This window comes from Paenibacillus qinlingensis, from assembly GCF_013204845.1.
Taxonomy (GTDB): Bacteria; Bacillota; Bacilli; order Paenibacillales; family NBRC-103111; genus Paenibacillus_E; species Paenibacillus_E qinlingensis.
Window position 1 is genome coordinate 1 of record NZ_JABMKY010000030.1, and the last position, 12,772, is coordinate 12,772.

At 40.1% G+C, this 12,772-nt stretch carries 10 protein-coding genes; all 10 read right to left on the bottom strand.

What is annotated here, in order from left to right:
• Nucleotides 1-215: 215 nt before the first annotated feature.
• Nucleotides 216-1,436, bottom strand: coding sequence for a PIN-like domain-containing protein (locus HQN88_RS32620; protein ID WP_173120168.1), 1,221 nt, complete (start codon nucleotides 1,434-1,436; stop codon nucleotides 216-218).
• A gap of 151 nt (nucleotides 1,437-1,587) precedes the next feature.
• Nucleotides 1,588-2,073 (bottom strand): GNAT family N-acetyltransferase, encoded by a 486-nt coding sequence (locus HQN88_RS32625; RefSeq protein ID WP_173120170.1) that lies wholly within the window; start codon nucleotides 2,071-2,073, stop codon nucleotides 1,588-1,590.
• A 258-nt stretch (nucleotides 2,074-2,331) separates the two neighbouring features.
• Nucleotides 2,332-2,817 (bottom strand): SMI1/KNR4 family protein, encoded by a 486-nt coding sequence (locus tag HQN88_RS32630; RefSeq protein ID WP_173120172.1) that lies wholly within the window; start codon nucleotides 2,815-2,817, stop codon nucleotides 2,332-2,334.
• A gap of 276 nt (nucleotides 2,818-3,093) precedes the next feature.
• Nucleotides 3,094-4,377, bottom strand: coding sequence for a DUF1963 domain-containing protein (locus tag HQN88_RS32635; protein ID WP_173120174.1), 1,284 nt, complete (start codon nucleotides 4,375-4,377; stop codon nucleotides 3,094-3,096).
• Between the two features lie 241 nt (nucleotides 4,378-4,618).
• Entirely contained in the window at nucleotides 4,619-4,813 is a 195-nt protein-coding gene (locus HQN88_RS32640; RefSeq protein WP_173120176.1) for a hypothetical protein, read from the bottom strand.
• Nucleotides 4,814-5,106: 293 nt separating this feature from the next.
• Nucleotides 5,107-5,991 (bottom strand): carbohydrate ABC transporter permease, encoded by an 885-nt coding sequence (locus HQN88_RS32645; RefSeq protein ID WP_173120307.1) that lies wholly within the window; start codon nucleotides 5,989-5,991, stop codon nucleotides 5,107-5,109.
• Nucleotides 5,992-6,009: 18 nt separating this feature from the next.
• Nucleotides 6,010-6,900, bottom strand: coding sequence for an ABC transporter permease (locus tag HQN88_RS32650; protein ID WP_173120178.1), 891 nt, complete (start codon nucleotides 6,898-6,900; stop codon nucleotides 6,010-6,012).
• Between the two features lie 66 nt (nucleotides 6,901-6,966).
• Nucleotides 6,967-8,640: an extracellular solute-binding protein gene (locus HQN88_RS32655; protein WP_173120180.1), complete on the bottom strand. Its 1,674-nt coding sequence runs from the start codon at nucleotides 8,638-8,640 to the stop codon at nucleotides 6,967-6,969.
• Between the two features lie 163 nt (nucleotides 8,641-8,803).
• Nucleotides 8,804-10,156, bottom strand: coding sequence for a response regulator (locus HQN88_RS32660; protein ID WP_173120182.1), 1,353 nt, complete (start codon nucleotides 10,154-10,156; stop codon nucleotides 8,804-8,806).
• 5 nt (nucleotides 10,157-10,161) lie between these two features.
• A complete protein-coding gene (locus HQN88_RS32665) occupies nucleotides 10,162-11,892 on the bottom strand; it encodes a sensor histidine kinase (protein WP_173120184.1) in 1,731 nt (576 codons plus the stop codon).
• Between the last annotated feature and the right edge of the window lie 880 nt (nucleotides 11,893-12,772).

A 12,772-nucleotide genomic window follows, 5' to 3' on the forward strand; every position in this document is an offset into this window, starting at 1 on the left:
CTTTTTAACGACACAACCAAATATATCTTGCTTTCTTTCAATCAACATTGAAATCTAAAGGATGAAATCCTGCGAATAGACGAGCTTGCGTGAGGAAATTAAATCATACCGAGGGAGTTGAGCGAAAGGCTGCCGAGCGTGCCGGCAGCCTCCCATTGCTGTGTATTGAACAAATGTTCCCAGTTAGCTACCTATAGAATTCGCTTTAACAGAGGTTACATTTTCGTGTTAGTTAACACTTTTAATAATTGTTGCTGATCTATACGATCGTAATAAGCCCTTAGATCCTCCGAACGCACCAAAATCTTACGATCTACGAGAACAGCCGCGAGTTTCCCTGCACAATTTATAGTTGGAAATTTTAAGGTGAATAAGTCGCGTCTTGTGGTAATTGGAAAAGCGTAGTACGATCCATTTTCCAATGTATCAAAGAGAAGTGCCTGTCTAATCCTATGATCAAAGTTATCAAACTTATCTACAATATTATAAATATCACCTGGTTTAGGGGTGAACATTTCTGATTGTACTTGTTCTTCCCGTTCCACCTCGTTAATGGAATTAATTTCCTCAACAGCTTTCGCCGACTCTGGAAAATCTATTATTAATTTCGTTGCTTGATCGATGAATTCATTGTATGTATAAATCTGAACGTATTGGCCCGAAATTCTATAAAATTCGTTTAATAACTCAGGATGAGGTCGCTTCAATTCGTTATATCTAACCCACCAATCGGGCTTTACATCATCCGTAATAAAAATGATAGGTTTAGATTCTTCTGTTGCCTTTTCCATCAGTTCTTTCCAAATAACCAAATCACCGTATTTCCTGTAATCTTCTTTATTAACAGCATCTTTGAAGCCAGGTGGAATACTAAGAGCGTAGCGCTTATTTCCTTCCTCATAGATCTTCAAAAGTTCTACTGGATGAAATCCGTCTCCCACATTATCACCAAAGATTTCAAATATCCCTTTTGAAATTGGATCTTCAGCTTTTAATAAGGGACCGTCGAAGTACTCTTTTCTGTCCATTTTATCAGGGCACTTGTCAATCATTATAGATAGTTTCTCTTTTAATTCATTTAGCTCATTTTGCAAATCAGCTGCAAGTTGAGAACGAAATCTAATTGCTGATTTTTCTACCCCAGTTACTAACGCATCTAAGCCATTTTTGAAATATTGCTTCGAATTTTGCAATGACTTTAGCTCAGTTTCAATAACGAATTGCCGGTTGAAGTAGAATTCCTTACCTACTTGATACGGCATCCAGAGACGATTCTTAAAGGTTTGAAGGACACGTAAAAACTGACTCCTAGCATCAGGGGTCATTTTATACGTATTTAGTAATGTATTAGTATCCAATGAAATTATGGCATTTGACCATAACTCACCAGTTACATCATACTCGTAACCAGAGTATGCGATAAATTTTGATGACACCAAAGCCCACTCCTCATTGTCTACTACCTTTAATTCCCATGTTAGGTCCCAACTTATGGTAACATAAATCGACGAATGTTAGTAGAACGAGTTGACTAATCTGCCCTACAGCCTTCTCATAATGTTATTTAACTAATGTTCCTACGTTAGCTTAGTCCGCCGCTGGTATTGTTAGAATGAATTTTTGGCGAGATCCCCCTTCGGGACCATACGGAACCAACTCGTTTGAAGGAAAAAAACTAAACTTTTCATAAAGCCTTCTTGCAGCTTGACCGTCAGGAATGTCGTCACCAAACGTAATAACAGATATTTCAGAATGGGAATGAACTAGACCTAAGATATGATTAAGCAATTCCGTTGCTACTCCCTTTCCCCTCGATTGGGTTGAAACAGATAGCCACCCAATTTTGTAGCTTGATGCATTTGTTGAAGAAAACAATAATCCACCAAGTAAGTTCGACCCTGGTGAACCATTATTCTCTCGTATACAAAACGCAGTACCTCGATTAACATTTTTCTCTAATGCTTTAATAAAACTTGGGTCATCCACCATTGGACCAAAAAGGTATTCTACCTCAGCGGCTAGTTTCAACCATCCCTTTATGTCTTCATTTGATGCGTTCACGACATTCGTCATTCAGCTTCCCCCAAAAATCACTTAATACCTAATATTACCATAGTATTCTGCCCGTTACTTCAACAGACAACGGCAGCCTATCGGTGCCGGCTGCCGTCCTGTCTTAATTGAACCATAGTTCCTTGTTAGCGTAACGTTCTACTTCTATATTTCTTTTAAACAATTTCTGTCAGACTTCCTTAATGCGTTCTATCGGAATAGCAAACTCAAAAATAAAAGTCTGATCAAAATCTTTCTAACAAAAAGACACACTTCTGCTTAATCACAAAGCATACTCAGTAATTCAGAAAAAGTATTACACACAGGCTCTAAGGCTTCCCTAAGCCATAATTCTAAAGGCTTCCTTGCTAGTTGATCTTCATCAAGATCATTAATCGCATAACCCTGCTCATGGTCAAAAAAGACTATACTTGGTACAGACTGGGTACCATTTTTATAATCAAAACAAATGAAGTTGCCACCAGCGTCAATTGAGAAGGGGATTATCTCGGATGGCAACCTTTCTTCTAAAGCTTCAAATACCATCCGGATATTTTCAACGTCCTTTTCATTAATACTTAAAAGAGCTCCAAATGACATTTCCCTACCGTTAACTTCGAAAAAGTTAGGTACCGGCATTGCACCATTGTTTTCTCTAATACATTCTAAATAATCATCAGGAAATGTAACCCCTAGAAACTCTTCAAGTTTCTTAATTTCATCTGATGATACGTCACTTACTTTAAATCTCCAGTGAATTTCCATTCAAACTCCTCCTAGTATCGAATGTTTTCGCCCCATATTGCTCATCCATCCCGATCACTAGGCCAGATGCCTTTTCTTTTTGTTATATTTAACCTATCGTTCTGCGTTAGCGTAATGACATGACCTGTCATCGATATTACGGTTCACCGCGCTGTCTGTAACGGCAAGTTTTAAGGCCATCCTTTGCGGATAGCCCTTCACGGTATCTTATGCTTTCTTGCCAAAGATACCTGCCTACAAGTCCTAACTTGTCCGACTAATAAACACGCAAAAACATCATGTCTGCTGATAATTTACGGCCGCAATCAGACAAGCCCTACATAGAAAAGTATAGAAAATCCCCTCACTGTCAGCTGCTTGTTCCATATCCATTTGTCCAATAAATACCATAGTCTCTAAGCAGCAGGGACATGTGGGATACTCCGCATCCTGAATCCAGGCTGGATGACCTCCGATCTGAGATGTGGGTGCCTCAAGCGTCCAATAGGCCCCTTCGTAGGTTCCCATCGGTCGATCCGATAGTCGCATGGTACTACATGTCAGTTCTTCATCCGGCTCTGTTTCTGGCAAAAATTCAGGAACGGTATTAAATTTACTCCACGAATAGCTACCATCCAACTCCACATTCGTAAACACTGTACCATAGCAGTTACAATGCATACAGGCCGCAATCCTTAACCGCTGGCCGGAAAGCTTTAAAAATTGAACTAATGGATCCTGTAAATCACAATCAATCAACACCATTAGTTTACCATGACACCATGGACAACATTGGTCATCCGATTGCAGGGCTACTACCGCTGCCTTTACAGACTCTGATCCACCGATCTTTTCCCCATACACTTCAAAAATAAAGCTATCGAGGTGGAAAAGATGCCGTTTCTGACCATCCTGGTCCAGTTCCCAACCAGCTTCATGAGCATAATTCTCTGGAGGGACATAAAGATTTGATGCCCAAACAGGCGGATTTTTCTTCCATTTCGCGAACAACCGTACAACCACTTCATCACCAATCCAAGCCAGGGCCAGCAACAGATGATTACGGTTAGCTGGATCTCGCTCCACCAGATGGATTAGTTCATCGCGGATAGCTGGCCTCGCTTCCTTATAGAGGATGCCAGGATAATACTTGCCTTTGTGGAAGAGGGCATTTAATCCGCTTTCGATTTGGGCATCTGTAAAACACACCAGTGACAGCAGGATGGTTTCGGCTTGGTCAAAGTCTCCTTGATCAATCAACGAAATCGCGTATGTTTCCAATCGCTCGCGATCGCCTTTAGTCAGTTGATGATATAGTTCCTGCGCGCTTTTATGGTATGGAAGGTCTCTCTCAAGCGGGTTGTATTTCCGAGGTGTATGCATGATTTTTAGAATCTCAACTGGATCAATTATACCTTTATACCGATCAACATCTTTCCGATTTTGTAAGATATATGCCTCCTTCTCCAAGGCTAGCTTTTTCTGATGGCATGGCATACAAGTCCCGCCTGTCTTTAGAGCAGTTGTAGGAAGAATGGTTGCAGAACAACCGGAGTTTTGGCAGGGCACACGTTCGCTCATTGAATTATCTCCCATTTATTGTAAATTCTCTATGTGTGGACTGATACATGAATACCCTCTCGAGTCACATTGATCTGCCGGCTAAATACGTCAATTTTTCACTTCTACATACCACAATCTCTTCTCCAGACATTCCCATTATCCTCCCCGTTAGCGGAACAGGCTACCGAGAATAAATCTGCGGTAGCCTGTTTTGGCAATTTATTGTGCTATCGTTTCTCGTTAACGTAATCGAGCGTTTTCACTTGTTTTTGTTATTTCTATAAATACCGACAGCTAATCCTACTACAATTCCAAATGAAGTTCCAAATACAAGTCCATCGCTTACATTACCGAATACTGCTCCAAATGCGACACCAAAAGCGGAACCAAAAGCGGCACCTAAAGCAATTCCAACGCCGATGAAAGAACCATTTCCGTCATCTTTCATTTTCAAATAATCACTCCGCTTCTTAATTTCATTCCAAAGCTTTACTGCTGTGTCAGTTTCGCCTCATACAACGACTTTCCAAAAGATGTAGGTATAACTCTATACGTTGCCAACTACTTAATGTTTCACCACGCTAATCTGCCCGTTCGGAGTGAAGGGCTACCACGTCGGCAGCCCTTCAGATGTTTAGCTATCGTTCACCGATTCCCCAATCATTGGTTTGTACCGATTTTAGACTACCTTTATCCGGATGAATCGTTTCACTAGTTTGCATAGGTATGAACTCCAATCTAAACATTTTAGCCTTTGACGGAACCAAGCGTTATTCCTTTAACAAAGTATTTTTGGAAAAACGGATAAATCATCAATAGAGGAAGCATGGAAATGAAAATTTTCGCCGCATTCAACGTCTGGTTGGATAAGGTTGTCATTCTCTTGGCGGATTCCGCGTCCATTTTGGACGGGTCAATAACGAGAGCTACTTGCCGAATATAAGACTGCAGAGGGTAATTCTCATTCTTCGTCATTAATACGAGGGCTTGAAAAAATTCATTCCAATGACCTACAATGGTAAACACCAGAATCGTTGCCAGCACAGGTGTTGATAAAGGTAAAAATATGCCGAACAGAATACGCCACGGTCCCGCGCCATCCATCAGAGCGGATTCTTCCATTTCCTTCGGCAAGTTCCGGAAGTAATTCATGACCAGTATGACATTAAAAACAGGTAAGCCGCCTCCGAGCACAAGACCCCAAATACTATTAATCATACCGAGGCTTTTCATTGTCATATACCACGGAATCAACCCGCCGTTAAATAGCATACAAAAAATTAGAAGCCACATGATGACATTTCTCGGTTTAAAATCTTTCGATGTTTTGGCCAGCGGATATGCCATTAATAACACGACGAAAAATGTAATGACGGTTGCATAGAGTACACGCTGTACGGAAATATAGAACGATCTAAAAAATTGCTCGTCACTAATAATTGTTAGGTACGAGCCAAATGTAAAACCTTGAGGCCAAAGAAACACGTGCCCTGCAGCTACTGCCGCTTTATCGCTCAGAGAGACCACTAATGTGTACCAAACGGGTAAAACACAAAGGAGCGTAATCAATATAAGAAGCAGTACATTAACACCATTTCCTATCCTAGAAAGAAATGAGCGTTCTTCAATCATCATCATCAAACCTTTCTATTAGAAAATTCGATAATTCGCAAAGCGGTATGCTAATCCGTACGAGATGGATATCAAGACTAGACCGACAACCGATTTAAGAAGTCCAACCGCTGTAGCCAATCCATACTGCATATCAAGTAAGCCTGCCCGATAGACCCAGGTATCAATAATATCACCTGTCGAATATACGGTCGGATTATATAGATTGAATATTTGATCGAACCCGGCATTTAGAATGTTTCCCAAGCTTAATGTGCCAAGCAGAACAGCAACCGGTAATATACTCGGAAGCGTAATGCTAATCAGCCGTTTAAACTGGGAAGCCCCATCTATGGCTGCGGCTTCGTACATTTCAGGGTTAATGGACGTCAGTGCCGCGAAAAAAATAATTGCGGCAAAACCAAATTCCTTCCAAATATCACTTGCGACTACGAGACCAGGGAAAATATTAGCATTTGCAAAGAACAGAATGGGGTCAACACCGAAACCAGACAACATCTGGTTGATTGGACCCGTCAGAGAGAAAATATCCAGCATGATGCCAGCAATTATGACCCACGATAAAAAGTGAGGCAAATACACAATTGTTTGAACCGAACGGCTGAACAACCTGTTTTTCACTTCATTTAACATAAGAGCAAATACTAAGGGAACGATCAAGTTACCAATCATTTTCATTAAAGCAATAACAATCGTATTCTGAAATATTTGTTTACTATCATCAAGTTCGAACATATAACGGAAATTTTCCAATCCGATCCAAGATGACTTCCATAAGCCAATGCCTGGGTTAAAATCTTTAAATGCAATCAGTATTCCATACATTGGGAGCAGATTACAAAAGAAAAGCCATAACAATCCAGGCAGAAGCATGAGGTAGTAATGCTTGTAGACTCCTCGTTTTAGCATGTCAATCTCCCCTTAATAAATCGAACAAGACGAGTGAGCAAGGCACCCGTCTTGTTCATTCTATTTTTATTTCAACTCATTTACTTCCTTAGTGATCTGATCGCCGCCTTGTTCATTCCATTTTTTCACGAAAGAATCAAACTCATCGATTGGAGCGCTTCCCATAATGATTTTCAGGAAAGTCTCGTCTTCGATCTTCTTCAAGTTTGCCCATCTGGATTGCATCGTTTTCGTTTGGGCAGTTACAAGGCTTTTCACCCAATTGATTTTGGGAAGAGCATCAACGAATGCAGATCCACCGTTCAAATGCGCATACAGGTGAGTGAAGAACTCATCATTTTGGTTCCAATTTGGAATGTCATAGTTGTCAAAAGGCTCTTTCTTAACAGCTTTGACATGAGAAGCAAGTTCAAAAGCAAACCCGTAGTTCAGTTTATCAACTTCCTCGAGCTTCATCTCGCCCTTCAGAACCTTCTGGCTGGATTTGACCGCATATTGCAATTGATCACCATGACCCATGATGAGGAACAAAGGAATTTCCTGAGAAGTCATTTCTTTGCCGACAGCTGTTTTATAACTAGGATCTTTTTCGTTTACATGGATATTGAGCATTTTCATAACGGCTTCTGGATGTTTATATCCCTTCTTCACAACAATAAACGAACTACCCGTTGCTTGATTGGAGTTAAATTTCCCTGATGCGTCCAATGGTGCCGCATATGGCCGCCAGTTAGCTTTCGGATCGTTCTTGATTGAATCCGTCAAATTGTAAGGAGACCACCATGGTCCGAAAAATATTCCCGTTTTCCCGCTTGAGATGACCTCTTGCGTGCTTTTCCGGAGACCCATTTCCTTATCCAGGATTCCTTTGGCATACCAATCACGCATTGTGGCTAACGATTGTTTAGTCTCAGGCAGGGTGGATCCGTATACAGCACTACCGTCCTTATCTTTGACCCAGATACCTGGGTAAGCGTTATTAGCAAAGAACATCGGCGAGAAATTTAAATAATGGTCTCCAGAAGTAAGGAAGTTGGAATACAGAGCTCCTCCCTGTTGTGTACCAACGATGCCAAGCGTGTTCTCTCCACCCATTTTGTTGTCTATAAATGCTTTCGCAATGATCTCAAGATCTATCAGTGTTTTAGGCGGCTGCAGCCCTAGCTTGTCGAGCCAGTCTTTCCGGATCCAGGTCATCGGCGCTGAAGGCAAAGTAGTTTCAGGAAGTGCATACAATTTGCCGTCAAAGGTCACTCCATCCAACAGTCCTGGATTTGAATCATAGATTTTTTTCAATCTGTCGGTTCCATACTTTTTGTAAACTTCTGATAAATCGGCCAATTGTCCTGCCTTCACCATTTGCCTTAATTGGGATTCGTTAACCAACATCGCATCCGGCAGATCATTGCTGGCGATAGCCAAGCTTACTTTTTGACTGTAATCTGTATTTGATGCTTCCCACGCATGTGTGACAGCAATGTTATACGTATCTTTCATCCATCGCGTGTAAATGTTGCTTTCAGCAGTATCGCTGCCTCCATACTTATAATTTGGGTCAATTCCTCTACCTATTGCAACCTGTACAGGCTCTGGGAATTTCGCCATGAGATCCACTTTCACCTCGGCATCTTTACTTGTTGGACTGCTACTTGGGCTAGTACCTTCGTTTTTATCGGCACATGCAATTAAACTTGTGGTTACAAGCAGCCCAGCTATTATCGTCATCAAAATCTTTTTCATTGCCCTTCCCCCTCTAACGATTCGTCTTTACAATCTCATTTTATCATTGAACACATAGTCTCAAGTTAGATGACCATATCTAATCAGGTTGACAAATACACAAAAATAGAAAAAACGCCCGAAAGGTTTCTACCTCTTTTTCGGACGAATGTCTACCCTATTATTATTTTTTTTGTCTATAATCGCTTGGCAGCACACCAACCTGATCTCGAAATAAACGGCTGAAATATTTTTCATCATTGTAACCGACCTGTTCCGCAATCCATTGTATGGTTTTTGTTGTATTTTTCAAATATTCCTTTGCTCTCTCCATGCGTATATACCGAATATAATCGGTGTAGTTTTGTCCTGCGATCTGTTTGAAACACTGGCTAAAATAGCTGCTGCTCATATTGACCATCTTCGCCATTTCTCCAGCGCTGACAGGCTGATCCATCATTTGTTGTGCCAAATTCATCGCCTTCGTAATGCTGTTCTGAATCTCAATGGAATATTGAGGCTTTGAATTTGCTTGTCGTATCGTTTCCCTTGAAGCTCTTAACCATGCTTCAAATTGAACCCAACTGGAGAAGAAATCTTCCACTACTATGGGGTTAGAAAGAATTTGATAATAAAGTCGGTTCCATTCATCCGTTAAGCTAAAGAAAATTCTAGTCAATCTAATAGGTTGTAGCTTCATTAATCTTAGCTCTTGAATCATATGTTCAAAAATTTGATCGTCCAATATCCATTCTGAGGATAACCATCTTTGTTTCACCGTATTCATTTCATAACCCATTTCATCATTTCCCCTACTCAGTATGATTCTGCTGTTAACGAACTGAATGGGCAGGGATGGATCATAATCATAAAACAAGTCGTTCTTTCGATAGACCCGAAGAAGCCGTAGAAGCGATTTCCGGTCCATATCTTTCAGATCCTTAAAGCAAATAAGAGCATAATTCGGATTTGGCGCGACAGCATTCGACATCATGTCCGTCCAATACCATACGCCAACATCGGCCTCAACCGCTTCTTTAGGCAGGGAAATAGCCGACTTCAAATCATCACTTTGTTGATGTAATGCGTATAATACAAACAACTCATCCACGCGGCCGATTTCATACTGTTGGATAGGAGGGCCATTTAACGAATCCTTCATAACCATGAGTGAAGCAATTCTACTCAATACATCTTCAAACTGTTCTTTCTCCAGCTGAGTCTTCGCAATATAATCAATGGCTCCTAGTCGAAGTGCCTCCTGCACATATTCAAAATCCTGATGCAGCGTCAAAACCACAATCTGAATATGTGGATGTCTTTGCCGCACTTCTCTCATTAATTCGATTCCTGACATAACAGGCATAGACAAGTCTGTAAGTAATAAATCAACCCTGTTGGACTCCATGAATTGCAGAGCGTTCTCCCCATTATTGGCCTCACCCGCAACAACCATTCCGAAATCCTGCCAGGGCATGAAGGAGACCAGTCCCTTACGAACGATCTTCTCATCGTCTACGATCAGCACGCGAATCATAGTATTTAATTACCTCCTGAAACAGGAACGCGCAGAGAAACGACAGTCCCTTTTCCAATCTCGCTTTTAATTTCAAATCTTGACTTTTCCCCGTAGTTTGCTTCTAGGATACGCTTCACATACTTCATGCCGATTCCCATTCCTACTTTCTGACTTTCCATCGTATCATCTTGCAGCAACTGATCGATCCTTTCTTGCGACATCCCCGCGCCATTATCTTGGATGGTAATCTCAAGCTCATCGTTTAACTGGATAGCTACATGAATATATCCATCATCGCTAACACCATGATAAAGGGCATTCTCTACCAAAGGCTGAAGAATAAAACGGGGGATCGAAAACGCCATCGCATCGTCATCTACATCAATGTCGACATCGAATTGGAAATCATATCGGATTTTTTGCAGTTGCAGATACTCCTTTAAGGCTTGAATCTCACCGCCAATGGTAGTTGCTTCACCCATTTTACCAAGATTATAATTCAACAATTTATTTAAGGATAGAACTAGTTTATCGATTTCTTCCTGCCCATTCATCATAGCCAGCCAATGGACGGTATCCAACGTATTCATAAGGAAATGCGGATTAATTTGATACAGTAGCTTCTCAACCTCCAGATCCGCTCTCCGCTTTTCTTTCCGTTCAATCTCCCCATATAATTCCCATATTTTCCTTTTCATGTTACGTATTTGATAGAGCAAATAATCAAATTCCGGTATAAACGTTAAATCTGTGCGTTCCTCGGAATTAGACTGAATAAAGGACTTAATTTCCGTATTGAACTTGTCCAAAGGCTTATATAACATTTTCCACAATAACCATGCCATCAGTACCGCTGCTAAAACGAATATCAAGAAGAAACCGGTCATTTGGAATAACCATTGGTTCTTCTCCTGATTCAATATATTCTTGGGGAGAATCGAAACGATGCTCCAACCTTGATTACTTGTTTCTTTATACCAAACGTATTGACCATAAGTACCTGATTCGTCCTCTGGGCTATAATCGGGAAACAAACTATTTTCATGGAAATTTTGGTTATCTTGACTAAAAGCAATTCTTCCGTCATTATCCAGAATAACTAGCCGTCGCGATTTATTTTGCTGGCTTTCAGAAGCAAATAAATTTTTGGTGGCGTTAAAACCTGTCTCAATGTATAAATAAACGTTTTGTTCCGGTAAATTTACTTTCCTCATTGTGCTAAATACCAACTGATTAATGGACCTGTTGTAGCTTTTGTGAGGACCATAGTAAGTAATTTCCGGATATTTAGACATAATTGGAAGCTGTTCCGGATTAAATTGATCCCTGACTACAAAATTCTCGAAATCGTATGAATCATTATCCGGGTAGTAATACATCGTTAAACCTACATTCGGATTGGAGAAGGTAATCACGTTCAGTTCACTCTTAATCTCATTACGAAGTCTTATCAGCTCATAGGGGTCGGTCTCGTGCTGCAGCTGTTCAGACAGCCTATTGGTCCCACCGCCAAAAGCGATCTGTTGTGAAACATGGTTTAAGTTATTCAATGTGTTTTCCATTGCCAACAATTCCTGCTTCAAGCTGCTCTGGATGGAGCTTTCAACTTTATTGGTAATGATCGAATTAATCGTGTAGAGAGATACAACTCCAAGACATATAAAAGGAATTAGAATGCTGAGGAGAAAAATAGAAATAATTCTTTTCTTAAAAGTGACCTGTTTGAAGCGAGCTGCTGATGAGTTTAGATTCATGAGTCTCCTCCGTTCAAAAAAGATATTACCATGGATCACTGTTTTTAACTAGAACTCCCTAAACGATATAATAGGTGGTGTTATGACTAATGACTTCCTCCATACATACAAGAAAATAAATAGGCGTTCACGGGATGATGATGGGTGGTTGTGTTCGATGACAAATAGTTTTGAAGCGCAAGAAGCCAGCAAACTCAAGGGCTCAAGGGTTTGCTGGCTTTTCTTATAAAATTGATTTGCAATTTATATTTTGAAGTGGTGTCTTTCAGCGACCTAATTCTTCAAGATCCGACGGAAATTGAGTATCTTGAATACCTTTAAACAAATGACCATCACTTTCCACAAATTTCTTATAATTTCTGTCTATGAACTAGTTAAAAATAGAACTTCCATAAAATTGGAAGTTCTATTTTTGTTTTTTTGCTTATTATATTAACCTATCCTTTAGTAATACATCTAACTATCTATAGGTGATTTTTAATACTGGATATTTTAAAAAAATGAAATGGTCAGAACTATCGTTGATAAGGTACATGCGGACATTAAAGTTATTATTTTTCCTTTGTTTTTCTCTTCTGAAGATTTTACAAGTTCTCGGGATACCGCAATCCATGTAACAATAGATACGATGGCTGCTATTAAAAGCAACACATTATCTCCCCCTGTTTAAAATTTTCACATACGTTATTTCATTAAAATAAGAAGCAAGAAAATATCTTGAACTTGGATAACCTAAGTGTAGCATATGTTCTGTATTTTGTATTAGATTTCCTCTAATAATCAAATCTTTCATAGTGACTTCGTTTCTCTAGTGCTGGAAAGCTATCCGCAAGCTTTTCATGTTATTTGTACTGTTTTTTGATCTTCCACTCCAAAAGTA

Coding starts and splice junctions, on each gene's coding strand:
- HQN88_RS32625 (WP_173120170.1), bottom strand. CDS start 2,073: ATGACGAATGTCGTGAACGCATCAAATGAAGACATAAAGGGATGGTTG.
- HQN88_RS32630 (WP_173120172.1), bottom strand. CDS start 2,817: ATGGAAATTCACTGGAGATTTAAAGTAAGTGACGTATCATCAGATGAA.
- HQN88_RS32635 (WP_173120174.1), bottom strand. CDS start 4,377: ATGAGCGAACGTGTGCCCTGCCAAAACTCCGGTTGTTCTGCAACCATT.
- HQN88_RS32645 (WP_173120307.1), bottom strand. CDS start 5,991: ATGATTGAAGAACGCTCATTTCTTTCTAGGATAGGAAATGGTGTTAAT.
- HQN88_RS32650 (WP_173120178.1), bottom strand. CDS start 6,900: ATGCTAAAACGAGGAGTCTACAAGCATTACTACCTCATGCTTCTGCCT.
- HQN88_RS32655 (WP_173120180.1), bottom strand. CDS start 8,640: ATGAAAAAGATTTTGATGACGATAATAGCTGGGCTGCTTGTAACCACA.
- HQN88_RS32660 (WP_173120182.1), bottom strand. CDS start 10,156: ATGATTCGCGTGCTGATCGTAGACGATGAGAAGATCGTTCGTAAGGGA.
- HQN88_RS32665 (WP_173120184.1), bottom strand. CDS start 11,892: ATGAATCTAAACTCATCAGCAGCTCGCTTCAAACAGGTCACTTTTAAG.